18 protein-coding genes are annotated in these 17,224 nt (G+C 69.9%); 10 read left to right on the top strand and 8 right to left on the bottom strand.

Features of this window, described 5'->3' with window-relative positions:
• Positions 1 to 168: 168 nt before the first annotated feature.
• Complete coding sequence (locus IE195_RS21840) at positions 169 to 1,464, top strand: DivIVA domain-containing protein (protein WP_191274568.1); 1,296 nt, start codon at positions 169 to 171, stop codon at positions 1,462 to 1,464.
• Between the two features lie 455 nt (positions 1,465 to 1,919).
• On the opposite strand, the gene IE195_RS21835 is transcribed toward IE195_RS21840, so the two are convergent.
• From IE195_RS21835 to IE195_RS21820, 4 genes are all read right to left on the bottom strand, one after another.
• Positions 1,920 to 2,651 (bottom strand): alpha/beta hydrolase, encoded by a 732-nt coding sequence (locus IE195_RS21835; RefSeq protein ID WP_191274566.1) that lies wholly within the window; start codon positions 2,649 to 2,651, stop codon positions 1,920 to 1,922.
• Between the two features lie 24 nt (positions 2,652 to 2,675).
• On the bottom strand, positions 2,676 to 2,996 hold the full coding sequence (locus tag IE195_RS21830; RefSeq protein ID WP_191274564.1) for an Rv1322 family protein: 321 nt from the start codon (positions 2,994 to 2,996) through the stop codon (positions 2,676 to 2,678).
• A 109-nt stretch (positions 2,997 to 3,105) separates the two neighbouring features.
• Positions 3,106 to 4,323 (bottom strand): 3-hydroxyacyl-CoA dehydrogenase, encoded by a 1,218-nt coding sequence (locus IE195_RS21825; RefSeq protein WP_191274562.1) that lies wholly within the window; start codon positions 4,321 to 4,323, stop codon positions 3,106 to 3,108.
• A 56-nt stretch (positions 4,324 to 4,379) separates the two neighbouring features.
• On the bottom strand, positions 4,380 to 5,597 hold the full coding sequence (locus IE195_RS21820) for an MFS transporter (protein ID WP_191274560.1): 1,218 nt from the start codon (positions 5,595 to 5,597) through the stop codon (positions 4,380 to 4,382).
• Between the two features lie 84 nt (positions 5,598 to 5,681).
• Here IE195_RS21820 and nucS point away from each other — a divergent pair, with 84 nt between their 5' ends.
• The 9 genes from nucS to IE195_RS21775 all read left to right on the top strand — a co-directional run bounded on the left by nucS (position 5,682) and on the right by IE195_RS21775 (position 14,353).
• Complete coding sequence (gene nucS / locus IE195_RS21815; RefSeq protein WP_191274558.1) at positions 5,682 to 6,359, top strand: endonuclease NucS; 678 nt, start codon at positions 5,682 to 5,684, stop codon at positions 6,357 to 6,359.
• A gap of 193 nt (positions 6,360 to 6,552) precedes the next feature.
• Positions 6,553 to 7,419 (top strand): ABC transporter ATP-binding protein, encoded by an 867-nt coding sequence (locus IE195_RS21810; RefSeq protein ID WP_191274555.1) that lies wholly within the window; start codon positions 6,553 to 6,555, stop codon positions 7,417 to 7,419.
• Positions 7,416 to 8,291 carry an ABC transporter permease gene (locus tag IE195_RS21805; RefSeq protein ID WP_191274552.1) on the top strand — a complete coding sequence of 292 codons (876 nt, stop codon included), beginning with the start codon at positions 7,416 to 7,418 and terminating at the stop codon, positions 8,289 to 8,291. The genes IE195_RS21810 and IE195_RS21805 overlap by 4 nt, the downstream gene beginning before the upstream one ends.
• Positions 8,288 to 9,646, top strand: a complete 1,359-nt coding sequence (locus IE195_RS21800) for a sensor histidine kinase (protein WP_191274550.1) — start codon at positions 8,288 to 8,290, stop codon at positions 9,644 to 9,646. The genes IE195_RS21805 and IE195_RS21800 overlap by 4 nt, the downstream gene beginning before the upstream one ends.
• Positions 9,643 to 10,278, top strand: coding sequence for a response regulator transcription factor (locus IE195_RS21795; protein ID WP_191274548.1), 636 nt, complete (start codon positions 9,643 to 9,645; stop codon positions 10,276 to 10,278). Before IE195_RS21800 ends, IE195_RS21795 begins: the two co-directional genes overlap by 4 nt.
• 98 nt (positions 10,279 to 10,376) lie before the next feature.
• Positions 10,377 to 11,045 carry a DUF1707 SHOCT-like domain-containing protein gene (locus IE195_RS21790; protein WP_191274546.1) on the top strand — a complete coding sequence of 223 codons (669 nt, stop codon included), beginning with the start codon at positions 10,377 to 10,379 and terminating at the stop codon, positions 11,043 to 11,045.
• 230 nt (positions 11,046 to 11,275) lie between these two features.
• Positions 11,276 to 12,799 carry a M28 family peptidase gene (locus IE195_RS21785; protein WP_229826369.1) on the top strand — a complete coding sequence of 508 codons (1,524 nt, stop codon included), beginning with the start codon at positions 11,276 to 11,278 and terminating at the stop codon, positions 12,797 to 12,799.
• A gap of 339 nt (positions 12,800 to 13,138) precedes the next feature.
• Entirely contained in the window at positions 13,139 to 13,735 is a 597-nt protein-coding gene (locus IE195_RS21780) for a cob(I)yrinic acid a,c-diamide adenosyltransferase (protein WP_191274542.1), read from the top strand.
• 153 nt (positions 13,736 to 13,888) lie between these two features.
• Positions 13,889 to 14,353 (top strand): hypothetical protein, encoded by a 465-nt coding sequence (locus tag IE195_RS21775; RefSeq protein ID WP_191274540.1) that lies wholly within the window; start codon positions 13,889 to 13,891, stop codon positions 14,351 to 14,353.
• A 42-nt stretch (positions 14,354 to 14,395) separates the two neighbouring features.
• On the opposite strand, the gene IE195_RS21770 is transcribed toward IE195_RS21775, so the two are convergent.
• The 4 genes from IE195_RS21770 to atpD all read right to left on the bottom strand — a co-directional run bounded on the left by IE195_RS21770 (position 14,396) and on the right by atpD (position 17,224).
• The gene (locus IE195_RS21770; RefSeq protein ID WP_191274538.1) at positions 14,396 to 14,701 is read right to left on the bottom strand and encodes an MTH1187 family thiamine-binding protein; all 306 of its coding nucleotides are present in this window, start codon (positions 14,699 to 14,701) and stop codon (positions 14,396 to 14,398) included.
• 47 nt (positions 14,702 to 14,748) lie between these two features.
• On the bottom strand, positions 14,749 to 15,237 hold the full coding sequence (locus IE195_RS21765) for a DUF2550 domain-containing protein (protein WP_191274536.1): 489 nt from the start codon (positions 15,235 to 15,237) through the stop codon (positions 14,749 to 14,751).
• 22 nt (positions 15,238 to 15,259) lie between these two features.
• On the bottom strand, positions 15,260 to 15,649 hold the full coding sequence (locus IE195_RS21760; protein ID WP_191274534.1) for a F0F1 ATP synthase subunit epsilon: 390 nt from the start codon (positions 15,647 to 15,649) through the stop codon (positions 15,260 to 15,262).
• A 129-nt stretch (positions 15,650 to 15,778) separates the two neighbouring features.
• A complete protein-coding gene (gene atpD / locus IE195_RS21755) occupies positions 15,779 to 17,224 on the bottom strand; it encodes a F0F1 ATP synthase subunit beta (protein ID WP_191274531.1) in 1,446 nt (481 codons plus the stop codon).

Here is a 17,224-nt window from a genome sequence, read left to right as displayed (position 1 = left end):
GTCGGAGGCGGTCAGGGTCATTCGAGAACCCGTCGCACCGGTCCGCCTGCACCTCGGCTCGCTCACCCCGGGCAACAACCCGTCCCTCCTGGGGCACAAGCAGCCGCCCTCCTGCCGCCCCTGGCAGTTTGCAAGTAGCCGTCTCGCACCCGTTCAGGATTCCGCCACATGTCGTCAAACAACAACATTGACACCCAACTCAACAACATCTTCGACGAAGACAACACCCCGCCCGAGTTCGACGTGGTGCTGCGTGGCTTTGACCGCACCCAGGTGCAGGACTACCTGGACGGCCTGCGCAACGAGGTCAAGCAGTCCAACAAGCAGCTCGAGAAGATGAAGTCGGAGCTGACCGCCAAGAGCCGCCAGCTCCAGGAGCGGGAGCGTCCCTCCTACTCCGGTCTGGGCTCGCGCATCGAGGAGCTGCTCCGACTCGCCGAGGAGCAGGCCAACGAGCTTGTCCAGAGCGCGCAGATCGACGCCAACGACATCCGCTCGGCCGCCCAGATCGAGGCTGCCGAGATGCGCGCGGCCGCCGAGTCGGAGGCCACCGAGGTCCGCACGCTCGCCCAGCGCGAGGCCGACGAGCAGCGCCAGGCCGCCGAGTCCGAGGCGGAGGAGATCAGCACCACCGCCCGCCGCGAGGCCGACGAGCTGGCCTCCACCACCGAGCGCGAGGTGCAGAAGAAGCGCTCGGCCGTCGACCACGAGATCGCGGAGAAGCGCGCCACCTTCGAGGGTGAGATCGCGAAGCTGCGCACCACCACCGAGCGTGAGTGCGCCCAGGCCCGTGCCGCCGCCAAGCGCGAGCGCGACGAGACCATCCAGTCGGCCAAGAGCCAGGCCGAGGAGCTGCGCAAGAACGCGGAGCGGGCCTACGCCGAGTCCGAGGCGCGCCGCACCGAGACCGAGGACCAGTTCGAGCTCCAGCTGGCCGACCGCCGCGCCGAGGCCGAGCGCCAGGACGCCGAGCGTCTGGCCGCCGCCCAGGCCGCCACGCAGAAGATGGTCAACGAGGCCGAGGAGCGCGCTTCCAGCGCCGAGCAGCGCGCCACCAACGCCAGCCAGCAGGCCGAGCAGACCCGGCGCGACGCCGAGAACCACGCCAAGCAGCTGGTCAGCAACGCCAAGAAGAACGCCGGGCAGATCGAGGCCGAGGCCAAGTCCAAGGCCGAGCACCAGCTCAGCGACGCCAAGAGCGAGGCCAACCGGATCATGACGGCCGCCAACAAGGAGGTCGACGAGCTCAACCGCCAGCGCGACAGCATCCAGTCGCACCTCCAGCAGCTGCGTCAGCTGCTCGGTGGCGGCGGCGGTGCCGCCCCGGCGGCTCCCGCGGCTCCGGCCGCACCGGCGGCTCCGGCCCCCGCCGCGATCCAGCAGGAGGCCGCCCCCGCCGAGGAGCCCAAGCAGCCGGCCGCGTCCGGCAAGGGTGCCGACGACGAGGACTGGTGGCAGGAGTAGCGATCGGCCGCCACTGAGCGCGCCCCGGTCGTACTGACACGACGAAGGGCCCGGTCCCCCTCAGAGGGGGTTCCGGGCCCTTCCGTCTGTCCGCACTCCAGGTCTCCTCAGCCACAGGAGAAGTACCCTCTCGCCCACCTCAGCCAGAAGAGGAGAGCCTGCCCGCCCACCTCAGCCACAAGGGGAGTGCTTCCCACCCACCCTGGCCCAGGGGGTGTTCTGATCTCTGCGCAACTGCCTCAGCTACAGGGGGTGTTCTTTCGTTCGGGCGCCGGGGAGGGTTCTGCAAGACGAGGCAAGCCGCCAGCGAGGAACGAGCAAGGCGCAGCCGAGGATGAAGAATCCCTCCGCAAAGGCGCCGAACACGGGCCGAAGCGAAGCGGAGGCCCAAAGCAAGCACAAACACGGTCCGAAGCGAAGCGGAGGACCCAAGCAAGCACAGCGGCGGCCCAAAACTATACGACGTCCTTCTCCCAGGGCCCGTCCCATTCGGTGGGCAGCGGGTGTGCTGCGGGGTTGACCTTCTTGACGATCTCGTTGAGGACGCGGCGCACGTAGGGTTCGCCGACCCACAGGTGTTTGGCGCCGTCGACCCCGATGACCTCGGCCTGGGTGAGCGGCGCGAACCGTTCACGGGCCTCGTCGGGCCTGAGGAAGTCGTCGTGTTCGGGGACGAGCGCCATGACCGGCTTCCCGGAGTCCGCCCACACCTTCATGTCCGCCTCATCGGCGCGGTGTAGCGGTGGGGACAGCAGAAGCGCTCCCCGGATCTGCGGGTCACAGCCCCATTTGAGGGCGAGTTCGGTTCCGAAGGACCAGCCGAGCAGCCAGGGTTCGGGGAGTTCCTCGAACTCGGTGAACTCGATGGCGGCGAGGACGTCGTGTTTCTCGGTCTCCCCTTCGCCGAACTCTCCTTGGCTGGTGCCGTGGCGGGAGGACGTGCCGCGTGTGTTGAAGCGCAGGACGGCGACGTTGGCCAGCGCGGGAAGCCGGAAGGAAGCTTTGCGCATGACGTGGCTGTCCATCATGCCTTCGGCGGTGGGCAGAGGGTGCAGGCACACGAGCGTGGCCGCGGGCCGACCGCCCTCGGGGAGGGCGAGTTCACCGATGAGTTCCAGGCCGTCGGCGGTGTGCAGGGTGATGGGTCGTCGCACGGCGGGCAACACCGTGGTGGCTCGAATCTCCATGGCTCCTCTGTGGTCTGGTCCGGGTCAGTACCGGGGAGAGCGGTGGGAGCGCCGGTCCCAGCAGGAGGAGTGCCAGTGCCGCCGGTCGCCGCCGTCGCCGTAGGGGCGCCAGGCGACGACGTGGGCCATCCCGGTCGGGATCTCCTGGGCGCAGCCGGGGCACCGGTAGACCTTGGTGGCGGCCGCGCCGGGTATCCGTCGGGTCACCCATTCGCCGTCCGGTCCTGTCTCCCTGCGCTGTCCTCCGGTGACGCGCAGCATGAGGGCGTCCTCGTCGGGGGGACCACCGGGGGCGTTGCGGCCCCGGGAGGATTTGCGGCGGGGGCTGTTACGGCGCGGGCTCACTCTTCAAGGGTAGAAGAAGGCCGCCAGTGGCCGCCGTCACACCGCGGGGTGTGGCGGCGGCCGTGGACCGCGGTGACGGGCCCGCCGGGGCGGCTCCCGGTGACGGGCCCTAGTTGCCGCAGGCGCAGCCGCCGCTGCCGTGCGAGGTTTCCTCGTCGGCGTCGGGCAGCTGGTCCATGAGCAGCGGGGCGGGCACCGCGATGGTGGTGAGGCTGTACTCCGACATCGCCACCAGGGTGGTGATGACGGACTCCGCACCGCGCTCCTGGAGGAGCTCGGTGGGGCCCTTCGGGTAGCCGCAGCCGAACCGCATGGCGGTGTCGACGTCCTTGGCGGAGGCGTAACCGTCGCCGATCATGCGCAGGGCGTCGTCGATCTGCGGCGCGATGAGCATCTCGCCCAGGTCGAGGGTTTCCTCCTCGCGCACCATCTCGGCGAGGCGACCGGTGCGCTGGGGCTCGGCCGGGTCGTCCTTGCCCGTGTAGAAGCCCTGACCGGCCTTACGGCCCAGGTGCCCGGCCGCGACCATACGGCGCAGCAGCGGGGAGGCGACGTAGCGCGGGTCGCGGAACTCGTCCCAGAGGACGTCCATGACGGCCAGGCACACGTCCAGGCCGATCATGTCGGCGAGGGTGAGCGGGCCCATGGGAAGGCCGGCGGCCTTCTTGACGGACTCGTCGATCTCCTCGCGGGTGGCGATCCGGCGCTCGTAGAGGCGGATCGCGTCGTTGATGTAGGGCACCAGCAGGGCGTTGGCGACGAAGCCGCCGCGGTCGCCGACCGCGACCGGGGTCTTGCCGATGCGTTTGGCGACCTCGGTGACGATGTCGGTGGTCTCCGCGCTGGTGGAGACCGTGGTGATGACCTCGGCCAGCTTCATGACCGGGGCCGGGTTGAAGAAGTGCAGACCGACGACCTTTTCGGGGCGGTCCGTCAGCGCCGCGATCTCGGTGACCGAGAGCGAGGAGGTGTTGGTCGCCAGGATCGTGCCCGGCGCACAGATCCGGTCGAGGTCGCCGAACACGTCACGCTTGATGTCCATGCGTTCGGGGACGGCCTCGACGACGAAGTCCGCGTCCGCGAGCTCCTCGCGGGACGTGGAGAAGGTCAGGCGGGCGTCGATCGCCGCGCGCTCCTCCTCGGTGAGTTTGCCCTTGCTGACCGCACGCGAGAGGGACTTGTCCACGTGACCACGGCCGCGGTCGAGGGCGGCCTGGTCGATCTCGACCCCGACGACGTTGAACCCGGCCCTGGCGAACACCTCAGCGATGCCCGCACCCATCGTGCCCAGTCCTACGACGCCGACCTTGTCAAATTCCTGCACCATGGGCCCCACCTTAGACGCCTCGGGTCCCCTACCCGCGCATGGGGACCACATCTGTACTACTGCGTGGTAGTACGGCGTGGTCCGCCCCGGGGGCCGACCGGCACCACGGCCACGGCCACGGCGGAGAACACCGCGGCCACCGCGAACACGGAGGGCAGCCCCGCGAGTGTGATCACCGCGGCCATCAGCACGGGGGTCAGGGTCGTACTGATCGCCTGGAGCCAGTTCTGCACGGCCAGGGCCCGCCCCGCCCATGCCGTTCCGGCGATCTCCGCCACGGAGACGAAGGTCAGGCCGTTGTGCCACATCGTGAGTACCAGGCAGGACAGGACCAGCGGCACCGCCGTCCACCCCCAGGCGTGCGGCAGCAGGGTGAGCAGGACCAGGGCGGCCCCGGAGACGACGGCCAGCCACCGGACCGGCCGCATCCGGTTCCCGGTGCGGTCCGACCACGCCCCGAGGAACAGGCGCCCCGCCGCTCCGGGGACCTGCGCGGCGGCGACCACCGCCCCGGCGGCCGGCGGGCTCCACCCCTGTTCCTGGACCAGGTAGATCACCGTGTAGACCATCAGGGTGATCTGCGGGACCCCGAGAAGCATGCTCACTCCGTGCACCCGCCAGATCGGCCACCTGCGGTAGGGCGAATCACCCGGAGCGGCGTCGGCCGCGGCGCCCGGGGTGTCCGAGGGTTGTTCCCGGACCCGCTCCGCGGGCCCCGGCGCCGGGGCCGTCGCGAGCACGAGCGGGACGGCGACCAGTGCGAGCACGGCCGGGAGCGTCATCGCTCCGACGAACCCCCACGCCTGGGCCGCCCAGGGCATCACCAGGGCGGAGAGCCCCACGCCCAGCGGCAGTGCGGACTGGCGGATCCCCATGGCCAACCCGCGTTCCCGCCGGACGAACCAGGTCAGGACCAGGCGCCCGCTGGCCGCGTTCACCGGGCCGCCGACCGCCCCGACGAGCAGCAGGACCACCGCCGCGCTCCACAACTGCGACACGGACCAGAGCAGCCCGAGCGCGCCCGCCGTGAGGAACAGGCTCAGAGCCATGGTCGCCCGCTCGCCCGCCCGGTCGATGACCACGCCCCACAGCAGGAGCGTCAACAGCAGCCCGAAGGAGGGCAGCCCGGCCAGCACGCCCGCCTGTGCCGTGGTGACGCCGAAGGCCTCCCGCAGCTGCGGCAGCACGACCGGCACCCCGAACATCGCCGAGACACTGGCCACCTGGGCGACCATACTGATCGACAGGACCGTCCAACGATTTCGCACCGGCATCCCGACAGCCTAGGCAGGACCGGCACCCTCCCTCACCCGCGAACCGGCTCCGTGTACGCGGCGGAGGCGGTAACGTGACCTCCCGTGCGTCTCGTCATCGCGCGGTGCAGTGTCGACTACGTCGGCCGGCTCACCGCCCATCTGCCCATGGCTCCCCGCCTGATCCTCATCAAGGCGGACGGGAGCGTGTCCATCCATGCCGACGACCGGGCGTTCAAGCCGCTCAACTGGATGAACCCGCCGTGCAAGGTCCGCGAGGAGGCGGTCGAGGACGGCCCCGACGTGTGGACGGTCACGCACAGCAAGTCCGGAGAGAAGCTCCTGCTGACCATCGAGGAGGTCATGCACGACTCCTCGCACGAACTGGGCAAGGACCCCGGCCTGCAGAAGGACGGCGTCGAGGCCCATCTCCAGGAGCTGCTCGCCGAACACATCTCCACGCTCGGCGAGGGCTACACGCTCATCCGGCGCGAGTACCCCACCGCCATCGGCCCCGTGGACATCCTGTGCCGCGACGGGGAGAGCAACACCGTCGCGGTGGAGCTCAAACGGCGCGGGGACATCGACGGGGTGGAGCAGCTCACCCGCTACCTCGAACTCCTCAACCGGGACCCCTCGCTGGCCCCGGTGACCGGTGTGTTCGCCGCCCAGGAGATCAAACCCCAGGCGAAGGTCCTCGCCGAGGACCGCGGCATCACCTGCGTGGTCCTGGACTACGACGAGCTGCGCGGCATCGAGCCCGACACCCTGCGCCTGTTCTGACCCGACCCGGCTCCGGCCGCCACGGGCCGACCCCGCACCCCACCGCCCCCGGCCGCGCACCCCGCGCCCGGGGGCGGAGTGCTGTCGGCACCCGGGGCGTGCCACCGGGTGGGTCGGTGTCCTCCGCCCGGAGGACACCGGTCCGCCTTCCCGGCGGATACCCAGGTGCGCCCGGAGACGGGAGGCTCGGAACATGAGCGAGACAGTCATCGAGGCCGAGGGCCTCAAGAAGAAGTACGGCGACACCGAGGCCGTCGCGGGGATCGACCTGAGCATCGCGCGGGGTGAGATCTTCTCCTTCCTCGGCCCCAACGGCGCCGGGAAGAGCACCACCGTCGAGATCCTGGAGGGCTTTCGCAACCGCGACGGCGGCTCCGCCCGGGTCCTGGGTGAGGACCCCGGCAGAGCGGGACGCGAGTGGCGCTCCCGCGTCGGTATCGTCTGGCAGCAGGAGACCATGGTCCCCAAGCTCGCGGTGCGCGACGTCGTCCGGCACTTCGCCGGGTACTACCCGCTCCCCCACGACCCCGACGCGGTCATCGAACTGGTGGGGCTGGGCCACAAGGCCGAGGACCTCGCCGAGTCCCTCTCCGGCGGTCAGCGGCGCCGCCTGGACGTGGCCCTGGGCATCGTCGGCCAGCCCGAACTCCTCTTCCTGGACGAGCCGACCACAGGTTTCGACCCCCGGGCCCGGCGCGAGTTCTGGGGGCTCATCCGGGACCTGGCAGCCAGGGGCACCACCATCGTCCTCACCACCCACTACCTGGAGGAGGCCGAGGAGCTGGCCGACCGGGTGTGCGTGATCGCGCGCGGCCGGGTCAGGGCCGTGGACACTCCCGCCGCACTGGGCGGACGCGCCTCCGCCCAGGCCACGGTCGGCTGGCTGGAGGACGGCGAGCGCCGGGAGGTCCTGACCGACGAACCCACCCGGGTGGTCTCCGAACTGGCCGGGCGCTTCACCGGTGAGGTGCCGGAACTGAGCGTGCATCGCCCCACCCTGGAGGAGATCTACCTCGGGATGGTCAAGGACACCGACGAGGCCGAGGAGGCCGCAGCATGAGTACCCCGACCACTGACCGCAGCCAGCTGTCGACCGGGTCCGCACGGACGTCCGACCCCCGCGCCCACCGCGGCCGTCCGCCCGGTGTGCTCCGGGTGGGGCTGTCCCGGGGGTGGCTGGAGATCCGCACGTTCTGCCGGGAATGGGAGAGCGTGGTCTTCACCTTCTCCCTTCCCGCGCTGATCCTGGCCATGTTCGCGTCCATCTTCGACGGCATGTTCGACATGGGCATGCCCTCGGTCGACTACTACCTGCCCGGCTTGATCGCCATGGGCCTGATGTCGGTGAGCTTCCAGACCCTGGGCACCACGATCGCGAGCGAGCGCGAGCACGGCGGGCTGCGCAGACTGCGCGGCACCCCGATGCCGCCCAGCGCCTACTTCGTCGGCAAGACCGTCCTGGTGCTGTTCCTCGCCCTGGGCCAGGTCGGCCTGCTGCTGGGGATGGGGTGGCTCCTCTTCGACGCCAGCCTGCCCACCACCGCGACGGCGTGGGCCACCATCGCCTGGGTGTTCGTGCTCGGCACCGTCGGCTGCTCCCTGCTGGGTATCGCGGTCAGCTCGCTGGCCCGCACCACCCAGGCCGCCTCGACCGTGGTCGTCGTCCCGTTCCTGGTCCTGCAGTTCACCTCGGGCATCTTCGTCCCGGTGATCGCCCTGCCCGACTGGGTCCTGACCGGAGCCTCCCTCTTCCCGCTGCTGTGGATGGCCCAGGGGCTGCGCGCCGCGTTCTTCCCCGAACAGATGGCCGCCATGGAACCGTCCGGTGCCTGGGATCTGCACCTGGTCGCCGTAGCCCTGGGAGCCTGGTGTGTGGTGGGCTTGGTGCTGACCCTGCTGACGTTCCGCTGGAAGACCCGTAAGGACGGATGACCGCGATGAGGGGACGGGCCCCGAAACCGGACGAGACCGTGCCCTCGGTGTCCGCCGTTCCCGGACGGGGCACCGAGGGGGCACCGGTCGAAAGGCACGCCTGGGACGTAGGCGGCTGGTGGGACGTGTACTTCACCACCGCGATGTGCGGCATCGTCGTTCTCGCGCTGGTCACCGGCCCTCAGGAGTGGCGGTGGCTGACCGCGGCGCTGATGGTCACGGTCATCGTCGTGTACTACGCCCTGGCCAGGAGCTACGTCACCTCGGAGGGAGAGCGGCCGAGATGGGTCGGCCCCCTGACCCTGGCGCTCGCCCTGCTCGCGCCGACCGTGCCCGCGGTGGTCCTCAACCCGACGCTGACCTTCATCATGGTGACGCTCAGCCCACTCGCCTTCATGGCGTTGGGCAGCCGTCTCGCGGTCCCCGTCATAGGCGTGGCCCTGCTCCTGCCCGCGCTTCTCCAGGGCCTCACCGGACAACGGGAGTGGGACGACGTCGGGGTGACCTTCCTGATCAACGGAGTGATGCTCGGCTTCGCCCTGTGGTTCGGCACCTGGTTCGAGCGGATCGTCGTGCAGAGCGCCGAACGGTACGAGCTCATCGAGGAGTTGCGCCGCAGCCGGGAGGAGGTCTCCCGCCTGTCCCAGGAAGCCGGGGCGCTGGCCGAGCGCGAACACCTGGCCCGGGAGATGCACGACACCCTCGCCCAGGGGTTCACCAGCATCATCACCCTCACCCAGGCCGTGGAGTCGGAGCTGGACAGCGACCCCGCGACCGCCCGCCGCCACCTGGCGCTGATGCGCGAGACCGCGGCGGAGAACCTCGCCGAGACCCGCGCCATGGTGGCCGCCCGTCAACCGGTCCGGCTGGACGACGAAGGCTTGGACGCCTCGATCCGGCGCATCTGCGAACGCCTCGGCCGCGAACTCGGTATCTCCGTGACCGCCGAGGTCACCGGCCCCCCGGAGGAACTCACCAACAACCTCCGGATCTGTCTGCTGCGCACCGCGCAGGAGGCCCTGGCCAACGTCCGCAGGCACTCCGGGGCCGGCAACGCCCGGGTCGCCCTCGCCTACACCGACGTCGGCGTGCGGTTGACCGTCGAGGACGACGGGCTGGGCTTCGACTCCGCGCGGTCCGCCCACGGCAACGGACTGGCCAACATGCACCACCGCGCCGAGAGCGTGGACGGCGTTCTGGAGATCGACTCCACCCCCGGCCGCGGCACCACCGTCCGCCTGGTCCTGCCGCACGAGGAGACCGCCGAGACAGAGCCCTGCAGCGGGGCCGACACCCCCGACGGAGCCGGGCGCCACGACCGGACCCGCACGCCCCGAGAGGAAACCGCACCATGATCCGCGTCCTTCTGGTGGACGACCACCCAGTGGTCCGTGAGGGCATCCGCGGCATGCTCAGCGCCGAACCCGACCTGGACATCGTCGGCGAGGCCGGTTCGGGTCCCGAGGCCGTGGCCCGGGTCGCCGAGCTGCGGCCACACGTCGTGCTGATGGACCTGCGTATGCCCGGAGGCGACGGTGTGGCGGCGACCGAGCGCATCCACACCGAGTACCGGGACGTGCACGTCCTGGTACTCACCACCTACGACACCGACACCGACATCCTGCGCGCGGTCGAGGCGGGCGCCACCGGTTACCTGCTCAAGGACACCCCGCGCGCGGAGTTGGCCGACGCCGTCCGTTCGGCAGCCCGGGGCGAGACGGTGCTGAGCGGCCGGATCGCGGGCAAGCTGCTCACCGGGATGCGGCAGCGCACCGAACCGGCGGGGCCCGTGCTCTCCCCCCGCGAGGTGGAGGTGTTGCGGCTGGCCGCGGACGGGCGTACCAACGCGGCGATCGGCCGGGCGCTGCACATCAGTCCCACCACGGTGAAGACCCACCTGATGCGGGTCTACGAGAAGCTGGGGGTCGGCGACCGTACCTCCGCGGTGTCCCAGGCGCTCCGCCGCGGCCTGCTCCCCGAGCAGTAGCCCCCGTCCCCGCCCCCTGGCCGAACGCCCCGAACTTCAGGGGTGTCTCAGGGGGTTTCCCCGATGCCGCACCCTGCCGTGAGGAGAAGAATCGGAATATGGTGGAACCGATGAGCCAAATCACCCCTCACGACGACGGGAACGGTCGGATGCGCGCCTCGGACGCCGACCGTGACGCCGTCGCGCACCTGCTCCGCGAGGCCCTGGCCGAGGGCCGCCTGGACCCCGACGAACACAGCGACCGGTTGGACTCGGTGTACCGGGCCAAGACCGTCGGCGAACTCGTCCCCCTCACCGAGGACCTGCCGACCACCGGTTCCGCGCCCACGAACTCCCCGGTCCCTGCGGACTTCCGTTCGCCCCGCCCGGTCTACGGCGCGAGCCGGATCGTCGACCACCCCGCCACCAGCCGCAGCGCCCTCGTCCTCATGGGCGGCGCGGACCGGTCCGGGAACTGGGTCGTGCCGCCCGTGTTCGTCGCGGCCGCGGTGATGGGCGGTATCGAACTCGACCTGCGCGAGGCCCGGTTCACCCAGCGCGAGACCACCATCTGGATCTGCACGGCCATGGGCGGCATCGGGATCGTCGTGCCCGACGACATCCAGGTGCGCGTGCACGGCCTGCCGGTGATGGGCGGTTTCGGGATCGAGGGGAACACCCCCAGCGTGGTGGACCCGGACGCCCCGATCGTGCACATCCGGGGTGTCGCGGTGATGGGCGGGGTCGGTGTCGAGTACCGGGCGCGCAAGCACCAGGAAGACGAGTAGCCTCCAGCCCCGAAACCCCGCACAGTAAGACGATTCGGACGCTTCGGGCCGTCTATCCAACCACAGTGTGCACCCTTTGCGTAAGGTCTGTGGCTGATTGTGGCAATGTCCCGGTCCATGTCTTGCCGCGGGCCCCCACGGCTGCGAGGCTTCTCCGGTACCTCGCCCACCCCAGGTGTCCATCCCCCAACACCATGGAGCGGTGGACCCCCGTGAACCGGAGGAAGATCGTGCATCCGAGCAATCCCGGGCACTCGCTCGACAGAGCGGGTTCGTCCCTTTCCCCCCGGCGGCGCACCGCGACGGCAGCGGGAATCGCCGCCCTGCTGATGGCCGCGGGCACCCTGGCGAGCTCCCCCGCCCACGCCGACGAGGTCGCGCTCCCCGACCTGGTGACCGCGGACGCCATCGAGTCCCACCTGGTCAACCTCAACACCATCGCCGAGTACAACGGCGGCAACCGTGCGACCGGCACCCCCGGCTACGACGTGGCCGCGATGTACATCGAGGACCAGCTCGAAAGAGCCGGGTACGAGCCCTACCGCCACGACTACGAGTACGAGTCCTGGGGCGAGAACACACCCGCCGTCCTGGAGCAGACCGCGCCGAAACAGCACCCGTACGAGCTCGACGAGGACTACGTCACCATGAGCTACTCCGGGGCCGGTGACGTGACCGCCCCGGTGGTCGCGGTCAACCCCGACAGCTCGGAGAGCGGCTGCTCCGCGGACGACTTCGCGGACTTCCCCGAGGGCGCGATCGCCATCACCGTCCGCGGCGCCTGCGCGTTCGCGCAGAAGGTGCAGAACGCCGCGGACGCCGGCGCCTCGGCGGCCCTGGTGGTCAACAACGAGGACGAGGTCTTCCTCGGCACCGTCAGCGAACTGTCCGACATCCCCGCGGTCGGCGTCTCCGGCCTGGTCGGCGCGGACCTGCTGTCGATCCCCGACCTGGAACTCCGGGTCGCCGTCGACTCCGATGTCGAGCAGGAGAGCTCCTACAGCATCCTCGCCGAGACCCCCGGCGGCCGTGACGACAACGTGGTGGTCGTCGGCGGCCACCTGGACAGCGTCGAGGACGGCCCGGGGATCAACGACAACGGCAGCGGCTCGGCCTTCCTGCTGGAGACCGCCATCCAGCTGGCCCAACAGGAGTCCCCGAACAACAAGGTCCGCTTCGCCTTCTGGGGCACCGAGGAGGACGGCCTGGTCGGTTCCACCGAGTACGTGACCGACCTGACCGAGGACGAGCTCGACGACATCGCGCTCTACCTCAACTTCGACATGATCGGCTCGCACAACTACGGCCGCTTCGTGCTCGACGGCCGGATGGAGCTGCCGGAGTCCGGCGGCGCCCCCTCGGGCTCCGGCGCGATCGCCAAGGTCTTCGAGGACTACTTCGAGGGGCAGGGCCAGGTCAGCGAGCCCGGCGTGCTCAGCGGCCGCAGCGACTACCTCGCCTTCATGCAGGCGGGTGTGGCCTCCGGCGGCCTGTTCAGCGGCGCCGACGGCGTCAAGACCGAGGAGCAGACCGAATGGTACGGCGGTACGGCGGGCGAGACGTTCGACCCGTACTACCACACGGCGGACGACACCCTGGAGCACATCAACTGGGACTCGGTCGCCGAACTGTCGGCCGCGGGCGCACACGGCGTGGAGTTCTTCGCCGACAGCACACTGCCCGTCAACGGTGTGCTGACCATGTCGGCCGTCGAGGTCGACCTGCCCCGCAAGGGCGACGCCTGGGTGCGGTAGGGCCGGGCGGGCGAACACAGGCCCCGTAGCCGAGAGCTCCCGGAGAGACCCGTCCCGGACACGGGTGAGGGCGGGCGGCGTGAACCCCCCGGTTCCACGCCGCCCGCCCCTAGCGGTGCCTCCCCCTCCACACGGCCTCCCGGGCAGCCCCCTCTGTTCCACCCGGGTGCACCCTGCACGGACACCGCCGGAAACTACGGTGTGTAGCTCCCTCACCCCAAAAGGTATCAGTGAGACACGTCACCTTCACCCCTTGAGACTGAACAGTTATCCTCTGTGACAACTCCGTGCTCAACCCCTCCCCCTGGTCGGGAGTCCCCCGCCCCTAGGCTGAGTGCCATGACCAAACGGGACACTGACAAGCCGGTCGTGCTGTCGAAGATCTACACCCGCACCGGTGACGCCGGCACGACGGCGCTCGGCGACATGAGCAGGACCAACAAGAACGACACCCGGCTCGTGGGCTACGCGGACACGGAGGAGGCCAACGCCGCCATCGGTGTCGCACTGGCCGTGGGCGACCTTCCCGAGGACGTGCGCGTCCTGCTGGGACGCGTGCAGAACGAGCTCTTCGACCTGGGCGCGGACCTGTCCACTCCGATCGTGCCCGACCCGGAGTTCCCCCCGCTGCGCGTCCTACCGGAGTACGTCACCCGGCTGGAGGAGGCCTGCGACACCTACAACGAGGGCCTACCGACCCTGCGCAGCTTCATCCTGCCCGGCGGATCACCCACCGTCGCCCTGGTCCACACCGCCCGTATCGTGGTCCGCCGTGCCGAACGCGCAGTCTGGGCGGCGATCGAGGAGCACGGGGACAGCGTCAACCCGCTCACCGCGCAGTACCTGAACCGGCTCTCGGACCTGCTGTTCATCCTCGGCCGGTACGTCGCCCGGGACGGCGACGAGGTCCTCTGGCAGCCGGGAGGGGAGCGCTAGGACCTCTCCGCGGGCCGGGAAGACCACGGACCCGTCCGCCGCAGAACCCCGCCGTCCGGGCGAACACGGTCTTCCTCGGTGAGCACGTGTTATCCGCCGCGAATCGGCTAGGGCCCCGTGTGAGCGATTCCCCCGAGCAGAAGGAAGGGGCACATGCACACCCAGGGCAAACCCGGCAGCGTCGTTGCCGTTCTGGTGCTGCTTGTCCTGATCGCTGTCTACCAGCTCTTCATCGGAGCGACGACGCTCTTCGGTGCCTTCGTCGTCGAGGGCACCGACCTGATGGAGCAGATGCCGACGGAGATGGACGCCGTGGCCGAAACGGCTGAGCAGAACGTCTGGGCCATCTACCTGGGGGGCGCCGTCTGCCTGGTCTACGCCGTGGCCGCGACGGTCCTGGCCGTGATGGTCGGCAGGGGCGAGCCCCGGGCCCGCCCCCTCACCATCGGTGTCAACGCCGTCTTCGGTGTGGCCAACCCGGCTCTGATGATCCCCATGGTCTACGGACCGGGTGCCGTCATCTCCGCGGTCTTCGCGTTGGTGGTGGCGGGCCTGCTGTTCCGGCGTGCGGCGCAGGACTACTTCAGCGCCCCCGCCGGTGAAACCGTACGGAGCTGACCCGGAGGTCCGGTGCCCGGTCGGGGCACCGGCCCACGAGCCCTACCGGAGGCCGTCGAGTTCACGCTCGACGGCCTCCACCTTGCTGTGCAGTCCGTCGGTGACGCCCTTGCGCACGTCGGCCTTGAGGGTCATGCTCACCCGGTCGGCACCCTCGCCCGCAGCCTCAACCGCACGCCTGACGACTTCCATGACCTCGTCCCACTCGCCTTCGACGGTGGTGAACATGGCCGAGGTCTCGTTGGGAAGACCGCTCTCACGCACCACCTTGACGGCGCGTGCAACAGCCGGGGCGACGGAGTCGCCGGTACCGAGCGGGGATACGGAGAAAGCGACGATCGTACTCATGGGCCCATGCAAACACACCGGTCCGCCCGTGTGAACCTGCCACGGCGTCACGCCTCCCAGCGGGTTCCGGGGGGCATCGACTCGATCCACGACAGGAACCCGGTGAGCACGCTCTCGCCCATGGCGACCTCGTAGGTCGCCTCGCGGGGCTCACTGCCGTCCTCGGCAAGCCAGCCGATCTCCAGAACGGTGACGTCGGCGGGCAGGTGGGCGTCCCCGGCCCCGGGGGAACGGCGCCCCACAACGACAAGACCGCGGCGCGACAGCCTCGCTGTCGGCCGCGGTCTGAGCGAGAGGATCGGGAACCAGCCCAGGTGCTCCGAACCGTACCGGCCGAAACCGATCCGCCAGGAGCCCCGGCGTCCCTTCGCCCCGCGCGCACGCAGGTAACACTCGACGGCACCGCCGCTGCGCAGCAGCACGAACCGTCGCATCACGCCGGCGACCAGCACCAGCAGGACGGCGACGAGGAGGGCGAGGACCACCCACCACAAGGACTCCAACCACGACGTTCCCTGCAGCGGTTCCACACCCACGTCTCGTTGCCCCCTGACTCGGCTAGGCGACTTCCTCGCCAGCAGCACGCAGGCGGCTGCGCGCACGAGCCGCGGCCAGGCTGTCGCCCGACTCGCTCGCACCCTTCAGCGCCTCGCGCGCACGGTCCACATCGATGTCCTCGGCGAGCTCGGCGCTCTCGGCGAGAACGGAGATCCGTCCCTCGCCCGAGACCGAGACGAAACCGCCGTGGGCGGCCACCCGGACCTCGCCGGTCTCACGTGCGCCCAGGACACGAACGACCGCGTCCTCGGCCAGAAGCGACAGCACCGGGACGTGCCCGGGCTGAACGCCGATCTCGCCCTCGACGGTCTTCGCGATGACCATGTCGCCCTCGCCCGCCCAAACCTCACGGTCCGGAGAGACGATCTCGACGAAAAGCTTCTTCGACACTGCCACAAACTCCTCGGCTAGCGGGTGGGTTCGGCGGGGTCGAGTACGAACCGATACCCGACCCCGCCTGGGAACTAGCCCCGCCCGTCGCCCTCCGCTCCCGGAGCGGGGGGACACTGACGCGCAGTACTAGCCTTCCTGCAGCTTCTTGGCCTTCTCGACGACCATGTCGATGTTGCCGACATCGAGGAAGGCCTGCTCGGGAAGGTGGTCGTACTCACCGTCACAGAGCGCCTTGAAGGAGGCGATGGTCTCCTCCAGCGGCACGAACACGCCCGGGTTGCCGGTGAACTTCTCGGCGACGAACATGTTCTGCGAGAGGAAACGCTCCAGACGACGCGCCCGGTTGACGATGATCTTGTCCTCTTCGGACAGCTCGTCCATACCCAGGATGGCGATCTGGTCCTGCAGGTCGTTGTTGCGCTGCAGGATCTCCTTGACGCGCTGGGCCACCGCGTAGTGCTCCTCGCCCACGTACTGCGGGTCGAGGATACGGGAGGTGGAGGCCAGCGGGTCGACCGCCGGGTAGATGCCCTTCTGCGAGATCGGGCGGGAGAGCTCGGTCGTCGCGTCCAGGTGGGCGAAGGTGGTCGCCGGAGCGGGGTCGGTGTAGTCGTCCGCGGGGACGTAGATCGCCTGCATCGAGGTGATCGAGTGGCCCCGCGTCGAGGTGATCCGCTCCTGGAGCTGACCCATCTCGTCAGCCAGGTTGGGCTGGTAACCCACGGCCGAGGGCATACGGCCCAGCAGCGTGGAGACCTCCATGCCGGCCTGGGTGAAACGGAAGATGTTGTCGATGAAGAGCAGCACGTCCTGGTTCTGGACGTCGCGGAAGTACTCCGCCATCGTCAGAGCCGAGAGCGCCACGCGCAGACGGGTGCCCGGGGGCTCGTCCATCTGGCCGAAGACGAGCGCGGTGTCCGGGAGGACGCCCATCTCGTCCATCTCCAGGAAGAGGTCCGTACCCTCACGGGTGCGCTCACCGACACCGGCGAACACGGACACACCACCGAAGTTACGGGCGATACGGGTGATCATCTCCTGGATGAGCACCGTCTTGCCCACACCCGCGCCACCGAAGAGGCCGATCTTCCCACCGCGCACGTACGGGGTGAGGAGGTCGATCACCTTGATGCCCGTGACCATCATCTCGGTCTTGGACTCGAGCTGGTCGAAGGCGGGAGCCTTGCGGTGGATCGGCCAGTACTCGGTCGCGCCGAGCTCGGACGAGGGCACGTCCATGGACTCGCCCAGGGTGTTGAACACGTGGCCCTTGACGACGTCACCGACGGGCACGCTGATGGGCGCGCCGGTGTCGCGGACCTCGGCGCCACGGACCATGCCGTCCTGAGGGGCGAGGGAGATGGCCCGCACCAGGTTGTCACCCAGGTGCTGGGCGACCTCCAGGGTGATGACCTTGTTGGTGCCGCCGATGCTGACATCGGTGTGCAGGGCGTTGTAGATGCCGGGCAGGGAGCCGACGGGGAACTCCACGTCGACGACCGGGCCGGTGACCCGGGCGATGCGGCCGGTGGCGGTGCCAGCGCCGGCCGAACCTTCAACTGTCGCAGTCAC

This window comes from Nocardiopsis terrae (assembly GCF_014651695.1).
Lineage (GTDB): Bacteria > Actinomycetota > Actinomycetes > Streptosporangiales > Streptosporangiaceae > Nocardiopsis > Nocardiopsis terrae.
This window is presented reverse-complemented; position numbering and strand designations above follow the sequence as displayed.